The 13,689-nt window shown below is 60.2% G+C and carries 22 protein-coding genes and 1 pseudogene; 4 read left to right on the forward strand and 19 right to left on the reverse strand.

Features of this window, described 5'->3' with window-relative positions; all coding sequences use genetic code 11:
- Positions 1–247: 247 nt before the first annotated feature.
- From EN738_RS01460 to EN738_RS01520, 12 genes and pseudogenes are all read right to left on the reverse strand, one after another.
- Positions 248–1,021 (reverse strand): lytic transglycosylase domain-containing protein, encoded by a 774-nt coding sequence (locus tag EN738_RS01460; RefSeq protein ID WP_127282160.1) that lies wholly within the window; start codon positions 1,019–1,021, stop codon positions 248–250.
- The gene (locus EN738_RS01465; protein ID WP_127282161.1) at positions 1,021–1,359 is read right to left on the reverse strand and encodes a DUF736 domain-containing protein; all 339 of its coding nucleotides are present in this window, start codon (positions 1,357–1,359) and stop codon (positions 1,021–1,023) included. Before EN738_RS01465 ends, EN738_RS01460 begins: the two co-directional genes overlap by 1 nt.
- A gap of 68 nt (positions 1,360–1,427) precedes the next feature.
- The gene (locus EN738_RS01470) at positions 1,428–1,973 is read right to left on the reverse strand and encodes a S26 family signal peptidase (RefSeq protein ID WP_127282162.1); all 546 of its coding nucleotides are present in this window, start codon (positions 1,971–1,973) and stop codon (positions 1,428–1,430) included.
- Positions 1,970–2,488 (reverse strand): DUF2840 domain-containing protein, encoded by a 519-nt coding sequence (locus EN738_RS01475; protein ID WP_127282163.1) that lies wholly within the window; start codon positions 2,486–2,488, stop codon positions 1,970–1,972. Before EN738_RS01475 ends, EN738_RS01470 begins: the two co-directional genes overlap by 4 nt.
- A gap of 98 nt (positions 2,489–2,586) precedes the next feature.
- Complete coding sequence (locus EN738_RS01480) at positions 2,587–2,868, reverse strand: helix-turn-helix domain-containing protein (protein ID WP_127282164.1); 282 nt, start codon at positions 2,866–2,868, stop codon at positions 2,587–2,589.
- A 127-nt stretch (positions 2,869–2,995) separates the two neighbouring features.
- Positions 2,996–3,760, reverse strand: coding sequence for a DUF2285 domain-containing protein (locus EN738_RS01485; RefSeq protein WP_127282165.1), 765 nt, complete (start codon positions 3,758–3,760; stop codon positions 2,996–2,998).
- 123 nt (positions 3,761–3,883) lie between these two features.
- Positions 3,884–4,143: pseudogene (locus EN738_RS01490) on the reverse strand (DUF2285 domain-containing protein).
- Positions 4,144–4,332: 189 nt separating this feature from the next.
- On the reverse strand, positions 4,333–4,659 hold the full coding sequence (locus tag EN738_RS01495; RefSeq protein WP_127282167.1) for a DUF736 domain-containing protein: 327 nt from the start codon (positions 4,657–4,659) through the stop codon (positions 4,333–4,335).
- A gap of 1,189 nt (positions 4,660–5,848) precedes the next feature.
- Positions 5,849–6,106, reverse strand: coding sequence for a hypothetical protein (locus EN738_RS01500; RefSeq protein ID WP_127282168.1), 258 nt, complete (start codon positions 6,104–6,106; stop codon positions 5,849–5,851).
- A gap of 142 nt (positions 6,107–6,248) precedes the next feature.
- Positions 6,249–6,581 (reverse strand): hypothetical protein, encoded by a 333-nt coding sequence (locus EN738_RS01505; RefSeq protein WP_245478235.1) that lies wholly within the window; start codon positions 6,579–6,581, stop codon positions 6,249–6,251.
- Between the two features lie 236 nt (positions 6,582–6,817).
- A complete protein-coding gene (locus EN738_RS01510) occupies positions 6,818–7,498 on the reverse strand; it encodes a sulfocyanin-like copper-binding protein (RefSeq protein ID WP_245478236.1) in 681 nt (226 codons plus the stop codon).
- 554 nt (positions 7,499–8,052) lie between these two features.
- Entirely contained in the window at positions 8,053–8,274 is a 222-nt protein-coding gene (locus EN738_RS01520) for a DUF768 domain-containing protein (protein WP_127282169.1), read from the reverse strand.
- A 217-nt stretch (positions 8,275–8,491) separates the two neighbouring features.
- Here EN738_RS01520 and EN738_RS01525 point away from each other — a divergent pair, with 217 nt between their 5' ends.
- Positions 8,492–8,734 carry a hypothetical protein gene (locus tag EN738_RS01525; RefSeq protein ID WP_127282170.1) on the forward strand — a complete coding sequence of 81 codons (243 nt, stop codon included), beginning with the start codon at positions 8,492–8,494 and terminating at the stop codon, positions 8,732–8,734.
- Positions 8,735–8,737: 3 nt separating this feature from the next.
- Here the strand turns inward: EN738_RS01525 and EN738_RS01530 are convergent, their stop codons facing one another.
- A complete protein-coding gene (locus EN738_RS01530; protein ID WP_127282171.1) occupies positions 8,738–8,998 on the reverse strand; it encodes a hypothetical protein in 261 nt (86 codons plus the stop codon).
- Positions 8,999–9,077: 79 nt separating this feature from the next.
- Entirely contained in the window at positions 9,078–9,236 is a 159-nt protein-coding gene (locus EN738_RS35255; RefSeq protein ID WP_189340449.1) for a hypothetical protein, read from the reverse strand.
- A gap of 442 nt (positions 9,237–9,678) precedes the next feature.
- On the opposite strand from EN738_RS35255, the gene EN738_RS36735 reads away from it, so the two are divergent.
- Positions 9,679–9,813, forward strand: coding sequence for a hypothetical protein (locus EN738_RS36735; protein ID WP_281034302.1), 135 nt, complete (start codon positions 9,679–9,681; stop codon positions 9,811–9,813).
- Between the two features lie 320 nt (positions 9,814–10,133).
- Here the strand turns inward: EN738_RS36735 and EN738_RS01535 are convergent, their stop codons facing one another.
- Positions 10,134–10,364, reverse strand: a complete 231-nt coding sequence (locus tag EN738_RS01535) for a hypothetical protein (RefSeq protein ID WP_127282172.1) — start codon at positions 10,362–10,364, stop codon at positions 10,134–10,136.
- 88 nt (positions 10,365–10,452) lie between these two features.
- Here EN738_RS01535 and EN738_RS01540 point away from each other — a divergent pair, with 88 nt between their 5' ends.
- Entirely contained in the window at positions 10,453–10,692 is a 240-nt protein-coding gene (locus tag EN738_RS01540) for a hypothetical protein (protein ID WP_127282173.1), read from the forward strand.
- Positions 10,693–11,294: 602 nt separating this feature from the next.
- Here EN738_RS01540 and EN738_RS01545 read toward each other — a convergent pair.
- Together EN738_RS01545 and EN738_RS01550 are read right to left on the reverse strand one after the other, a co-directional pair.
- Positions 11,295–11,480 carry a hypothetical protein gene (locus tag EN738_RS01545; protein ID WP_127282174.1) on the reverse strand — a complete coding sequence of 62 codons (186 nt, stop codon included), beginning with the start codon at positions 11,478–11,480 and terminating at the stop codon, positions 11,295–11,297.
- A 59-nt stretch (positions 11,481–11,539) separates the two neighbouring features.
- The gene (locus EN738_RS01550) at positions 11,540–11,941 is read right to left on the reverse strand and encodes a response regulator (RefSeq protein WP_189340649.1); all 402 of its coding nucleotides are present in this window, start codon (positions 11,939–11,941) and stop codon (positions 11,540–11,542) included.
- 263 nt (positions 11,942–12,204) lie between these two features.
- On the opposite strand from EN738_RS01550, the gene EN738_RS01555 reads away from it, so the two are divergent.
- Entirely contained in the window at positions 12,205–12,543 is a 339-nt protein-coding gene (locus EN738_RS01555; RefSeq protein WP_127282176.1) for a hypothetical protein, read from the forward strand.
- Positions 12,544–12,563: 20 nt separating this feature from the next.
- On the opposite strand, the gene EN738_RS01560 is transcribed toward EN738_RS01555, so the two are convergent.
- Both EN738_RS01560 and EN738_RS01565 read right to left on the reverse strand, forming a co-directional pair.
- Positions 12,564–12,773 carry a hypothetical protein gene (locus tag EN738_RS01560; protein ID WP_127282177.1) on the reverse strand — a complete coding sequence of 70 codons (210 nt, stop codon included), beginning with the start codon at positions 12,771–12,773 and terminating at the stop codon, positions 12,564–12,566.
- 502 nt (positions 12,774–13,275) lie between these two features.
- Positions 13,276–13,575, reverse strand: coding sequence for a hypothetical protein (locus tag EN738_RS01565; RefSeq protein ID WP_127282178.1), 300 nt, complete (start codon positions 13,573–13,575; stop codon positions 13,276–13,278).
- Positions 13,576–13,689: the final 114 nt, after the last annotated feature.

Genomic DNA, 13,689 nt, shown 5'->3' on the forward strand with positions numbered 1-13,689 from the left:
CCATGGCGTTGTCCTGCAACGTGGAAAAGAGGATGCCGATACAAAGCCTTGGGTATTCGACGCACATTGCGCCGAATGACCGCAATGTGCGCAGGGCACCTGAAAATCCCCAAAAACCAACCGACCGGCCAGCACACAATGTGCGGGCTTTTATCTAGCCATCCCTCGGTTGTGTTGCCTGCCTCTCCCCTCTCCGCACGCCAATGTACGCTAGGGCGCGAGATGATGCGAAAAGCGCTTACGCGGCTCATTTCGAAGACCTTTCACTCGCTTTGGGCACGAACACGCCGTTTGAGCGAGGTTCGGCGTCGGCCAGCCCGTCCTTTGGCACAGACTCTGAACCGCTATCGCGGGAACGCCGCGGTTGCAGCGAACGGTCGGTGAGCCGGTCGCCCGGCTGCGCAACGAAAAGCGGTGCCCGCTTCCAATTGTGCTGTGTCGGGACTGCCGGACCAATAGTTTCCCCTGCGCCGTCATTGCCGATGGCGGATGTAACGACGGTGACATAGGCGCGCGTTTCGCGAGGCAGCCGCCTGCCTTGCAGTGAGGCCTCGTAGCGTCCAGGACCGGCGTTGTAGGCGGCGATCCAGCCGGGCGATCCGTAGCGGTCGAGCAGTTCGCGGATATAGGCCGAGCCTGCGATGATGTTGTCGTGCGGATCGTAGGGATCGCGGCCCAGCCGGTACCTGTCGCGCAGATCGAACCAGGTATCAGGCACAATCTGCATCAGACCCATGGCGCCCTTGCGCGATATGGCACGTTGGTCGCCGGCGCTTTCGGCGATGAGAACGGAGCGGATCCACGCGGGCGGAAGGCGAAAGCGCCGCGCCGCTTCCGCGATGTGGACGTCATAGAGTTTGCGCGCCGACGGCAAGTCGACTGTCGGGCTCTGCGCCAGGGCATGCGCGGAAACCAGGCATAGGATGCTGAGCCCGCCAAGCACGCCAAGAGGTCTGCGCCGGCACGTGCGAGGCGATGCGGGCGCTCCCGGTTGGGTCGTCGGCCGACGGCGCGCGGACATCACCTGTCCTTCTCTGCGCGCTCACGCGGGCGCGACCATTGCAAGGACCAGGACTTGTTGTCGTCGCCGTTCTGGAACAGATAGGCGCGGATCGGCTGCGCGAAAGTCGGGTCATCTAACTGCAGCGTTACGAACTCGCCGGCCTTTTCGCTCGAGTGTTTCCAACCGGCGCCAATCGCGGTGCCGTCTTCTGCTCCAGCGTGCACACGATAGTCGGGCGCATTGTCCGCATCGCTCGCTTCCGCCACGACGATCGCAACCTCGAGGTTGAGGCTGAGCGTGCGGATTCGACCTGAATACCCCGTCTGATGGCGGATGAACTCTCCGATCTGTGGCATGTCCTGTCTCCTGTCTTGATGGGTGCGGTGACGATCCAACGGCACGGAAGGCGCCGCCGGTGGCGCGCTCACCGCGCTGACGCGCGCCATTGGAAGCGGCCGTCGCCCTGCTCATCCGTCCACAGGGGAACCGCGCGGCCGACGATGTGATCTATGGGGAGGAGGCCGAAGTAACGTCCGTCGAAGCTGTCACGGACTTGACTGTTCATCAGGAAGACGGCGCCGACGGGAATGGGCCGGCAGCCCTGCCAATCTGGCAGGTCGCGACCGGCGCGATCGCGTTTGAGCGCCGTGCCGACTTCGGTGCCATCCGCGGAAATGGTGAGCCCTTTCCGACACACGGTCTGGCCAGAAACTGCAACGACGTGCTTGAGCAACAGCACGCCCTTCGGCAGATAGCCGCGGTCGGCAAGCAATGTTGCGAGCGGTTCGGGTGCCTCTATGGCAACGAGATCGGTTGCCGAGAACGGTACGCCGCCGTCGATCAGGTACAGGCCGATTGGCGTGCTGGCTGAAGCATTCCAGATGAACCTTGGCGACGTCGCGGTAGCCGCGGGAAAGAGCATGGCCGTGGTCGCCAACGCGGTCGCAAGGAAAATTACGGGCCGCGTCATGGCTGAACCCGCCGGCGGAGCAAATGGGCGCGGTGAAGATCCAGCGTATAGGCGCGTGGCTCCTGTGCGGCCGTCAATCGGTTGTGGACATGCCGCCAGTGATCGGCTGAGACCGCTTGCGGATCGATGCCGAGTTGCTCGATGCCATCGATCGTTTGCAACACCCGCTCCACCTTGGGCCAGCCCTCGGACCTGAGCAGGATGTCGCCGCCGGGTCGCACGAAAGGCAGCGTCTGGTGGGCTTCGCCCTCGCCAACGACGCGCACGATATCGACACGGGAAATAATCGTGCCGAAGTCGTTCGCGGCCCAGCGAACGAAGGCAAAGACGGCGCCAGGACGAAACGAGACGAGGCGCCGGTGGCGGTCGAGGATCTTTTCCTGAGCGACCGAACCGAAGCGGATCCAGGACTCGATCTTCTTTTCAACCCACGTTAGTTCGACGTGGGTCAAGCCGTCATCGTCCATCGCGCCGAGCCCCGAGCGGCCTGAACGGAAGTCAACGACAGTGCCCATTGGCTGTCTCCTGATTTCACGGGGAAGCAGGCGGCGAGATGTCGTCGCCGAGGTGATGCCAGCGTGGTGACTCACCGCGCCCTGGCGCGGGGCACAGGTCAGCGCCCATACCGACCGGTCGGCGCAAAAGCGGCCGGCGGATGCCGCTTGGCGGGAAGCACGGAACCGCGTGGGTCCGAAGTCGAGGTCACTGCGCCGCGCTCAGCCCATGCCTGGAGCTCGTCGACGGCGTAGACGACACGACCGCCAAGTTTGCGATAGCCAGGGCCAGTGCCGTAGGTACGGTGTTTCTCCAGCGTGCGGGACGACAGGCTGAGGAACTCGGCAGCTTCCTTGGTGCGCAGAAAGCGCGGCGGCAAAACGGCTAGATCTGGTCGCATGTAACGAGCCTCCGTGGAGTTTTGAGAACCGCTGGTGCTCAGCGGCGGACAGCGACAACCGTGGCGGAAAGGAGACGTCGCAGAGGATGGGGAAGATTGGGGGGCGCAATATTCCCACCCGGGAGCGCTAGGAGCGCTTGCGATGGCGCAGCAGTTGCAGATAGCCGCCGGCGATCATGGCTCTTCCACCCTTGACGAGACCGATCACGGTATCGCGCAGGGATGAGGTTTTCCATGGCGCGGCGAGAACTCGCCCCGTCCCGTAGAAGGCGGTCGCGATTTCACGGTAGCTGGCGCCATTGGCGCGGCCATCCGAGGCCCGCATCATCAGGCGCAGGCGGCGCCTCTGTTGAATTGTCATTCGCGTATCGGGGGGAACAGGCCGCCTGTTGTAGGCACGCCAGAAACGAACGAGAGCCTCCACCCGTCCGAGTGTCTGAGAATCCAGCGGTATCAAAGCTGTAAGGGAACGGTTCTCGTCACCGCCGGGAAGGAGGAGAAGTTGTGTTGCTATGCCGCTGTCATGGACGACATGCGAACCTTGCGGACTGTCGCGACCAGGGCCGACCCCGGCAAGCGCCCTGGAAGGGTCGGACGACAGGAAGTCCGGCGACGGGGCGAGGGCGAGCACGGCAGGATCGGCAAGAGGTGACCATAAAACGTCTTGCGTCAATGCGGACAGGTCGGGACGGGCCGCGAAATCGCAACCCCCAGCGTCTCTGCACTTCTGCTGGAAACGGTTTCGTCTCAGTTCCCGACGAACGAGCGCCAGGTAGAGCCGCTGATATGAATCTGAGCGGCGCAGGCATTCCCAGGCGAGTCCTTCGATTGGCAAGCTGTCGAAGAAGTCGTAGCTGTTATTGTCCCCCCAACGCGACGTGTTCGGCTTCATCGTGTGGGTCCTCGTCAAACTGCAAGTCGTGCCTGCATCGATTCCGGGCGATTGGGATTGGCGGAAGACCCTGGATGGACATCGCGTGATGCTTTTTTGGCATCACCGGGGCGACAATATTGGCTAGGTGTCGGTCTTACGCAGAAGTTGCCGGTAGCCTGTGCGTGTCATCCAGCGCGCCCGCGCCAGATGGCTGTCATGAACCTGTCGGGCACGCTGTGGCTCCTCTTTCGGATCAATCCCGAAGAGGATTCTGACCACCTCGTGCCAATCGGCGCCGTCGGCGTCGGCGTCAAACAAGCGCATGTAGAGCTTGATGTGGCTGCGGTCGTATTCGGTAGTACTTCCCCCGTGGGCGCGGCGTCGTCGAACGGCTCGATCATGGTTTTCACTCCCCAACCCGCGAGATGGAAATCACAGTCCTTACAGAGGTCACGGCAGCTGCGGAGGCCGCTTTGCGGGCATCACACGATGCTAAGTCGACATCGCCACCCACTGCGCGCCATGTCGCTTCCCGGTTTGACGGCAAGAGGCCCCGCCCGGATGAACCGGGCGGGACTGCGTGTACCTCCTTATTCTGCGCCGCGGCGGCTCGGGCGGGACCAGATCAGGCTGTAGGCCTCACCGTCCTCGTCATTGAAGAGGTTGGCGAAGATCGGGGCGATGAAACTCGGATCGTCGAGCTTGAGGCCCAGATAGTCCCGGCCCTCGTTGGACTGCTTGGACCAGGCGGCGCCGATCTCTGCGCGGCCGACGAAGACCCGGTGGCTGGGGGCGTTCTCGCCATTGGCGCGGGTTTCAGGAACGATGCGCACGCCGCGGGCCTGGACGCTGAGAGTGACGATTTCGCCAGTGAACTCGTTGTTGCCGGACTTTTTGAAGGTGCCGATGGTGGCCATGATAATTTCTCCTTGATCGTAATGTCTCGAGCTCCACACCATTGCGGCTCGATGGTGGTCGAAAGGTCGAAGGCGATCGCTTGCGCACCGGAGGGCCGAAGCGCAGCGGAGGACGGCGCTGGAGCGACTTAGTTGCTCCGCGAGGAATGACGGCGCAGCCGGCAGGGGAAGAAAGTCGTGCCGCACCGTTGCGCAACAAGCGATTGAGGCGAAGCCGTTCTTCGGACCAGAAACACCAATCGAAGAGACCGCATCGGTGTTGGCCAAGACAGCCTAGGTGCCAGGAGAAAAGGTGACCTGCGCCAATCTGACCCCGGCAACAGGGGCTCCACGCAAACGGTAGTCGCTTCGCACCTGGCCCGCGCGTCTGCATTGACTAATCTGCGCATAGCGAGGTGGCTCCGGTACCCGGCTCTTCGGCGTTGCACATAGACGTCTCCCGAGTTCGCAAGCTACGACGATGCCTGCGGTGCAAAATTCGATCGCGTTTTCCGCATCCATGTGCCGGCTTGTCGGCAAGGGATGAGGGCGTCGGTCATCGCTGACGTGTCTCAAACGCCCCAGAAAGCTCCGGCAGGCTTTGGCCATGCACAGGTCGTTCGGATTCCGTCCGTGTGGGATTCTGACGGACAGTTGCCTTGGGCCTAAAAACTTGGAGCATGGGTTTGTGGGGGACTTATCATGCCAAATCGAGCGATAAGTTGGCGCCTGTCAGCGGGCTGCTCACCGTCCTAGCGGTTGCGCTTGGCCCTTCCGTTGCCGAACGGGGGATGTGAAATATCGGGTCCGGTGGGACCTCGCTTCGAAGGCACAGGTGAGCTGGATAGCAGCGTGGTCGGTGAGGCTGCGAAAGGGTCGATAGACAGCCGGGCAGCCCTAACGTCTATTTGAATTGCCTTTGAGGCCAAGGTTGTTATCAGCAGCCAAGAATGGATAGTGGTCCCGGAAGATCGCGCTTTTCATCATGGCCATGGCGATTGTCATCATCGTCATGTCCGTGTGGCTATTCGAGCCGCCCTGGCTTGGGCAGGTTCTGAAAGCGCCCGGCAGACCTATTCTATATCCCGCTATATCGGCCTATAATTGCGGTTGCCGACAAACGTCCCCCTATGAGTTTGCCGGTAGGCCCGGCGGCCGAACCCCAAGCCCCACACCCCAGACCGCTGGGCCGCCCGCGTAGATAGGTCGATTAGCCGCCTTTGGCCTTGCCATGGGCGTTGGGTCTTGTGTCGGGCGTGTAGATCACCCCTACGGCCGTCCCGCCGCATCTGTTGCATTTCAGCTTGGGAATGAGGTCATCGGCCATTGCCGGCGAGTCAGGGCCGTAGCGGTCCCGGAGCTGGGCGAGATCGAGCTTCTGGCTATGGTTGCAGGGCGACCAGTGGCAAAACGCCGTCACGGTCATCTTCGCGTCGATCAGGGATTGAAACGTCCAGCCCTTGCTCATCCGGCCGATATAGCGCGCTACAGGGGAGCCGGCCAGCGCACGCGGCTCGACGTCACCATCGGCTTACTTCAAGTCTAGGGGGGTGGGATCCACCACAGTAGGAGTTGACACCTGAACGTTGGCCCCGATTTCTGGCTCGGATTCAATCCGCCAAGCTGCCGTCGCGGTGCTGCATGGCTTCGAAGATCGCCTCGAAGACGCTGCCGACCTCCTCGTCGATCTCCCACGGTGCAATGCCTTCGCGCAGTGCCGCCTTTATGCATTCGTCGGCCAGGTCGCTGACTGCCACCGGATCGTCGGTGATCGCATTAGGCAGATGCTCTGCCAGCCATTTGTCCAGGAAGTTGATGCCGCGCGTGCTCATAAACAGCACAAGCTGAACACGTGAGTTAGGTTCCGCCGTTGAACCGCGCGCGAAGTCACCGAGAAGGAAGTGGCGTTCATCCGGTGCAACGGCACCGGCCCGGTGAGTCACTTTAGAGACCGCTAACCCAGCGAACGCCCACCGCACGTTCCAAGAACGAAAGGCGCAAAACTAAGTCGAATGGGCATGGGGTTACGCCTTTAGGCGGGCCCCCTGAAAGGGTTGCCGGTTCACTAGCTTTCTTCCCGGAAATCCTGCAGCGAGACGCCGGTCCATCGTGCTCCGGGACGAACTCTTCCCAGAGGCCATCTCGCGGCGCCATGGCACGCAGCCTTGCTCCCGCAGGCCTATGGACGTCCCGGGGGCTGCTCCTGCGGGAACTTGTCTTCATGGACGATTGCCACGGCCCGCTCGAGGTTGCCTCTCACCTCGAAGCCGATCCAGTGGCCATCCATCAGGTGCGTTTGTCTCGGACAGGCGAGGAAATAGTTCCCCGCCTGCTGCGCAACAAAGTTGAGTTGTCTCCGCTCATTGATTTTAATCCCCTCCAGCGGGGTGGTGTAGGCTCCCCAGATCGCGTCCTCAGCCTTCAACTTCACTGGCATCTCCGACTGAGCATAGACCCTGGTCAGCATCAGGCCGTGCCAGAAATTGGAGGAGCCGTTGATGAATTCGATCTGCACCGACCATTGCTCAGGCACGATGATCGTGAGATTGCCGCCCCAGTAGCCGTTGAAGTCGATAATGTCGGTCCGGATGTTGTCCCTGCGGTAGCGCTCGATCTGGTTCCAATCGGCAACAATCTCTATGGCAACCGCCTTGGCTGCGGGGTCGTTTTTGATCCAGCTCGGGACGAAAGGCTCCCCAGCCAATGCAATTCCAGGCGACAATCCCAGGGCGAAGGCGAGAAGGACAAGGTGGGCAAAGCGCGCCATGGCAATCAGAGGCTCCTTCCTGGCCGGGTGGCCGAGTGCAATGGAGACCTCGTCGGCCGCGAGTTGACTGGATGGCACGATATAGCGCGCCACGGGGAAGCCCGCCAGCGCGCGTTCTTCGTACCCGCTGTGCTAGGTGGCCCTGCGGCCGATCGCTTTGTATTCAAAGACGGTGGGTCGGTGACGACTCCGATGCGGCCTTTCGGTGGTGTCAGTGACCCGAACCCATTCGGAGTCGCCATTGCGAAGTGTGACCGTTCTTCCGGTGGCTTTCGCAGCAGCTTCGAACGGCGTTAACGCCGGGACAGAATGCGACGCCACCACAGCGCCGTCTCGCATCTCTTCGACGAAGTAGATTTTCATATAGTACGCCCCGCTATTTCTGCTCCTCCCGAAAATCCTGCAGGAAGCGCGCCGTCACCTCTCCCCTGGCAGTTTCAAAACCCCGGACTCAGCCGAACGCGCGGCTCGATCGGCATCATGATCCGCTACCCTCATGCCGCGCTGGAACAATTCTCGTACCGCCTGAGATCGAGTCGGCATTCTTCTCTCAAACCGCCAAGCATCCAGCACGGCCAGTTCCTCGGCATTGAGCATGATCTGTAGACGGTATGTTCGTTTGTTGGGCGGCACGTTCTGCTATCTCATCAATCTGCAATACCGGCGTCGTAATGAACGATTGCGTCGAGGATGACTTCATAGACGCTGCCGGTGTCTTCCTCAATCTCAGTGCTTCTGATGCCTACCGACTCCGCGTCGGCGAACAACTTTTGCGTCAACTCGGCGACGGAAATGATATCGGCACCCACCGTCTCGGGAACGTTGGCGCCTATCCACTTGTAAAAAAAGTCAGTCCCACGGGTGCTCATGGCCGACAAAAGTCAAAGGCGGGCATTAGGTTCCACAGAGCCTCGCCAGCGCATTTCATCGCCGCCGCTCTCCTACAGCGCCGAAGTATCCGGCGCGCTCTGGCGCCTCCCTGTGCGGGCAGTGGTGGCCAGCATTCGCGCCTGTGCGGCAATGCTCTCCCCACTTTAGGAACCGACATTCGATGCCGCCGTTCTCCTGAGCGATCTGGAGGTCTGAATGTTCAATCCGTGGTTCGATCTTTATTTGTCGGCGCTGGAAGCGCACCAGGTAATTTGGCTTCGAACGCTGCGGATTGCCCAGGGAGGTAAATTGGCAGAGCGAGAAGCGAAGCAAATGATCAGTGAGAAAGTGGAGGCGGCCGCGATTGCCGGCACGCTCTTCGCTACCGGATCGGTGGGCAAGGTCGCAGCCGTCTATCGGAGGAAAATCAGAGCCAACAAAAAACGGCTCTCCATCTAATTTCTAGATGACCTGGTGGGGCTCCTGCGAAACCGGAAACGACTGACACACGCTGATGGTAGCAGAATAGACCAGTCGCCCCGCTTCGTCATAGACGGAGACGGTCATGGATTCATCCAAATCGCTTAAGGCCATTTCGTCGACTGCTATGTCTTGCAGAGCCTTTAGCGCCTCTCGTCGCATTTCGCTTAGGCTATCGAGATCGACCCAGGCATCGCCAAGCGCCTGGCCATTTCTCACAACCTCGAAGAGGTATTTCGACATTCGGCCACTGTGAGACAAAGCAACTGTGGCGGCATTCAAATTTGAGGGCCGGCTATGAGCACGGCGTCCCGCCCTCCGCCTAGCCGGCGGTCAATGCTTTGTGGGGCCTGACGCCGTGGGCGAGAATGCTGATTTCGGCTTCCGTTAGCGTGATCTGATAGCGCTGTGTGGAATTCTTCGAGTAGATGTCGTCAGCAATAATCGAGACGGTCACATCGCCATTCTCGTCGATCTGCACATCCTCGATCTGCAGCGGCGCTGAGTATATGCACTTCGGTGATCCTGGCCTTCGCGCAGGCTGAGCAGACAGTCGCAATGTGAAAAATCCCTTGCCGTACCAGCAATGCGTCTGACGCAAAATTGATGCCAGCAATTCGGTCCCGAGATGAGACACTGAAACGTTGGGCTACTCCCACGTTCGTCCTTATGGATACGTGCCTGCTATTTCGGCAAGAGCGTATTGTTTCGGCAGCCGGCGCCGCGTTCGCCCCCGAACCCAGCGCCGGTTAGGCCCGGCGTTTGCTGGCCTACCCACGCCAGCCTGCCGGGCCGCTCCCGTTTCATGGACTCCAGCTTTTGCGCTTGTCCGGTGTGGCCGCGTGGTTAGTGAATTGTAGGTTCCGGTCGTCTCGGCCGGCTCCGCGGCACTCGTAGCAAAAGATCACATTTACCAGATCCCAATGAAGGCACGGCTGGTCAGGGCCGAGACGCTCTACAAGCGCGGCGACATCGAGCACGACATGGCGTTTGCAGGTGAGGCAGTCGACGGAAAGTCCGGTGCCAGCCTCCAGCTTCTTGCCGAGCGTGTCTTCTAGGAACGGGAATTTCATTGTCATGGCGATCTCCGAAAATGAGGTCGCCGCACCGGAGAGGATTATATTCCCCATCGCGGACAGATTGCCCATAGCGATTCGGAACCACGCACAGCCCGGGCTCGCTTATCGAGGTGACACAGGATTCGCGGGCCGGGCCGTGTCCCCTGGGGAAAGCTCAATTCCAAGGGGGACTGAGCATTCTGCATCCGTCAGGCCCTGTAGGGCAAGGAAAAGTCCGTCGCTGGGAGGCGTAGCGACGGGCTCCCTGGCGACCCAAGAGTAGAGCGGACTCACACGCATGGGCAACTACATCGGAGACGTTAGGCCGACATCTCTTTGATGACCGCATCGAGCGAGGCGATATCTTCCAGTGCGGCTATTTCGAGCGGATCAGTGGCCTGTGCTGGCGTGCGTATCTCAGGAACGCCATCAGGCCCTATTGGTGCGTGACTCATCACCAGGGTGTCGCGATACTGCTTGAGCAAGTCGAGCGCTCTACCGATGGTTCTCTGGTCCATGGGTGAGATTTTAGCATATGGATTGGCCGACACCAGCCGTCCAACTGCGCACGAGGCTACGGCTGGCGGAACATAAGCGGCCCGGCCTTCTTAATCTGTTGGTGACACAGGAAATCCACCGATGGCACTGGCTGACGACATCGAAATGGTGCAGGGGCACGTGAGGTTGGGAAGACGACACATCTCCGAGCAGCGCGAGCGCATCTCTGATTTGGAACGTCTCCAATTGCCTACCGGCAAGGCGTTCGAAGTGCTTGATCTATTCGAAAGTATGCAGGACCTGCACGAACAGCATCTGTCGCGGTTGCTGGCAAAGGCAGAAGAACGCGGCCTAGATGCGCGTCAACGTGTCGATGCCTAGCCGGACCCTTTCGCCTTCAGCATAGTTCACGGCGGCCTGCTCGTCTCGGAATGAGCGAATGCGTATGTGTTGGTTCATCTGCTCGACAAGCACGTGCCACTCGTTGTCCACCTCGGTTATGGAAACAGCGTTGCGATCCAGGCATTGTCTATGCGGGTCCAACTGAGGCGCGGTTTCTGCAAGCAGCCGCCTCGAACGAACGAGGCATTCTCTCGTTCGGACGAGCAGAATCCTGTCATGCTCGGATTGAAAAGCACTCTTGCTGGCGTTGTCTGGCATGGGTGCGCCTCCGGTCTCTATGAACAGACGGGAGCTGCTGACGTCCTTTGCTGTCAGCGATGCGAGTGATAATAATAGCCCGAAAACGCTCGCTTTTCAAACCTGGTTGGGGGCGCGTCGATCTTGCTTAGGCAAGGATGAGCCCGTCGCCGGTCGCCAAACTGAGCAGCGGGCGGTGGGCAACGTGGCACCAGCGGGTCACAGTGAGCAATTCACCTTTCGTTCACGGTTTTAGCGCAAGCTCATAATCGGACATGAAGGGTACAGCGTACATGCCCAAGCAAGCCCCAGCGCTGATCCCCCTCAGCGCTGGGGCTTTTCCTTTAATGCTGCGTCTTGCCGCTTGATTGATCCGCCTGCGCCAGGAACTTGTTGAAGGCGCGCGCCTCATCGACAGTCTCAAACTGCCGAGACGTTGTCGTGCCGTCCGGCTTTAGAACCACGGCGAGGAATGGAAGCCCGAACACGGGCGGGTGATAGACGGCATAGATCGTGCTGCTGCGCTTCATCGCGGCATTTTAAAGGGTTTTCTGGCCCGGAACTAGATCAGCGTCGGGGGCCGGTGACCTTAGGTCAGTTCGATCAAATGCCTGATGAGGTCATCGGGCATAACGGGTTTCACAAGACGCGGGACGCCCGAAAATTCGCTCGGGACAATGGTCCGGTCATACCCGGTGACGAATATGAACGGGATACCGTGCCCCTTCAATTCGGCCGCGACAGCGAAAGTCGGGGCACCACCCAGGTTTATGTCAACGGTGGCGCATTCGACGTCCTCGCTGGCGATTTTCCTCGATGCATCTTCAGGATTGGCCACAGGGCCAATTACCCTGCCGCCAGCTTCGGTGATGGCCTCTTCGAGTTCGGCGGCGATCAGATACTCATCCTCGACGACAAGGACTCGGCGTCCCTGCAGTGGCGCTGCCGGCTTGAACTGGGCTGAATTAATGGGAATGACAGAACACAACATCGACGCCCCCCTTTTGGGTTGTCGGATCATCAAGAGAAACTTATACCTACCGGCGAGATTTGCGAGTCATTTACCGTTGCCCATGTCGAGGCCGCGATACTGCCGACGCGAAAAATTGCCCGGTCCGCTGTCTTGCTAGTCGGCTAGCTGAGCGCCTGAAGGGTTGCACAGGTCAGATAGACGCAGCGCTAACAAATGATGGGTCGCGACAGGAATATTAGCAGCCGCTTGACGAAGCCCGAAGCTGCGCCAGACTCATTCCTATGGCGAAGGGCACCGTCAAAGTCGGCGACGAAGTAGCTATCGGCGCGATAGTACGGCGCCGGGTGACGGAAGACCGGGTCAGCGTCTCGATCCCTTCCGACAGCTTCCCGCACTCGATCATCGACAGGACGTCAACGGTGAAGAAGGGCCAGCACATCGAGCTAACTGGCGATGTTACCCATGTCGATGGGGATCTGGTGACGATAAACCTAGGCGTGCCGGTCACGGTCAACATCGAAATCGTAAGGCTGGTGACAAGCTACGTACTGCCGAAGCGAAAAACAGGCCGGTGGGCAAGGGGGCTGAAAAGAAGCGCCCGCTGTCAGAATGAAGCCTAAGGGGGTCTGCTTGGGCCAACTTAATCGGCGTCGGGGCTTTTGCGTATGATCCATTCGACCAAGTTGGGGTCGACGTAGTCATCGCCTGTCACAATCCGAACGAGCTTCGTTGCGCGCGGTCGCCACTGTTCCTCAGGAACCTTGTCCTCATCCACCCAGCGGTTGAACGCTTCGCGCATTACGTCGAATTCGAAGTATGAGGCGTTGTCGTTGGTCGGCTGCTTTGGCATGGGTTCGCAACGACTAATCGTCCGAAATGTTCCAGCGGAAGTATGGCCAATCGCGTGTTGGTTTGCCCAACATGTCACCGCCGGTCAGCCCCGAGAGAGAACCAAGGCACACCCGCGCTCGCCTCACGTCCCAGGCGATTGGCGACTGAGGTCCGATGGCCGCACGCATAGGTCTGAGCACAGGAAACAACGGACCGCCAGTTCATTGGTAGCAGTCGCAGGAGATTATCCCCTCCATGTAACCCTGAACTGCCCGCCGCTAACTCCTTGGCGGCGGGCCTTTTGGATCTGACTCTGAAATCCTGCGGAGAGGCCAACCACCCGAACCCCGGATGGCGGGTTCAGTTTGGCCGCCATGTTCCCATTGCTCGGCCGTCGCCTATTCCATCGCGCTCCGGCTCGAACAGAAAACCTCCGCGCCGCTGAGCTACTGCCGGCGACGCGGATATGACAACGCGATCGGCCTGTGCCCTTGACGCCGGGCAGCGTCGTTTCGCTCGCTTTAACAGCCTTCGGTCGTCGTTTTCATCTGACCTGGAGCAGCCGACTTTGCATCGATGTCCTGCTGCCCCGGCGCAGCCTGCTTCGCACTTCCGGTCTGGTGGCCGGGCGCGCAATCCTTCGCGGACTTCGGATTGGTGTCGCTGGTTGTGGTCGGGTCCGTGCCTTGATTGGTAGTGCTCGGCATCGTCGTCGTCGTGGTGGTCGTGGTGGAAGATCCGCTCGTGGTGCTGGTTGACTGTGCAATGGCAAGCCCAGTGGACATTGCCAAGATAGGTAACGCGAAAAGTAGCCGGTTCATCGGTTGTCTCCTTGCGAGGCGGTCCCTTCGATTTCCAAATAGGAAAACTCGCAAACGGTTCCCGAAAAGCCCGATGGCTAGTCGAAGCTGGTGAGGCGGCGGTCAACGTCGCCT

The organism is Mesorhizobium sp. M4B.F.Ca.ET.017.02.2.1 (genome assembly GCF_003998955.1).
Taxonomy (GTDB): Bacteria; Pseudomonadota; Alphaproteobacteria; order Rhizobiales; family Rhizobiaceae; genus Mesorhizobium; species Mesorhizobium abyssinicae.

Excerpts from the sequence above, each read along its gene's own strand:
- EN738_RS01465 (WP_127282161.1), bottom strand. The coding sequence starts at position 1,359 with ATGCCACAGATCGGAGAGTTCATCCGCCATCAGACGGGGTATTCAGGT.
- EN738_RS01520 (WP_127282169.1), bottom strand. The coding sequence starts at position 8,274 with ATGAGCACCCGTGGGACTGACTTTTTTTACAAGTGGATAGGCGCCAAC.
- EN738_RS01480 (WP_127282164.1), bottom strand. The coding sequence starts at position 2,868 with ATGCGACCAGATCTAGCCGTTTTGCCGCCGCGCTTTCTGCGCACCAAG.
- EN738_RS01525 (WP_127282170.1), top strand. The coding sequence starts at position 8,492 with ATGTTCAATCCGTGGTTCGATCTTTATTTGTCGGCGCTGGAAGCGCAC.
- EN738_RS01530 (WP_127282171.1), bottom strand. The coding sequence starts at position 8,998 with ATGTCGAAATACCTCTTCGAGGTTGTGAGAAATGGCCAGGCGCTTGGC.
- EN738_RS01565 (WP_127282178.1), bottom strand. The coding sequence starts at position 13,575 with ATGAACCGGCTACTTTTCGCGTTACCTATCTTGGCAATGTCCACTGGG.
- EN738_RS01460 (WP_127282160.1), bottom strand. The coding sequence starts at position 1,021 with ATGTCCGCGCGCCGTCGGCCGACGACCCAACCGGGAGCGCCCGCATCG.
- EN738_RS01550 (WP_189340649.1), bottom strand. The coding sequence starts at position 11,941 with ATGTTGTGTTCTGTCATTCCCATTAATTCAGCCCAGTTCAAGCCGGCA.
- EN738_RS01495 (WP_127282167.1), bottom strand. The coding sequence starts at position 4,659 with ATGGCCACCATCGGCACCTTCAAAAAGTCCGGCAACAACGAGTTCACT.
- EN738_RS01545 (WP_127282174.1), bottom strand. The coding sequence starts at position 11,480 with ATGAAGCGCAGCAGCACGATCTATGCCGTCTATCACCCGCCCGTGTTC.
- EN738_RS01475 (WP_127282163.1), bottom strand. The coding sequence starts at position 2,488 with ATGGGCACTGTCGTTGACTTCCGTTCAGGCCGCTCGGGGCTCGGCGCG.
- EN738_RS01560 (WP_127282177.1), bottom strand. The coding sequence starts at position 12,773 with ATGCCAAAGCAGCCGACCAACGACAACGCCTCATACTTCGAATTCGAC.
- EN738_RS36735 (WP_281034302.1), top strand. The coding sequence starts at position 9,679 with ATGAAGGCACGGCTGGTCAGGGCCGAGACGCTCTACAAGCGCGGCGAC.
- EN738_RS01500 (WP_127282168.1), bottom strand. The coding sequence starts at position 6,106 with ATGAGCAAGGGCTGGACGTTTCAATCCCTGATCGACGCGAAGATGACC.
- EN738_RS01470 (WP_127282162.1), bottom strand. The coding sequence starts at position 1,973 with ATGACGCGGCCCGTAATTTTCCTTGCGACCGCGTTGGCGACCACGGCC.
- EN738_RS01555 (WP_127282176.1), top strand. The coding sequence starts at position 12,205 with ATGGCGAAGGGCACCGTCAAAGTCGGCGACGAAGTAGCTATCGGCGCG.
- EN738_RS01485 (WP_127282165.1), bottom strand. The coding sequence starts at position 3,760 with ATGAAGCCGAACACGTCGCGTTGGGGGGACAATAACAGCTACGACTTC.
- EN738_RS01540 (WP_127282173.1), top strand. The coding sequence starts at position 10,453 with ATGGCACTGGCTGACGACATCGAAATGGTGCAGGGGCACGTGAGGTTG.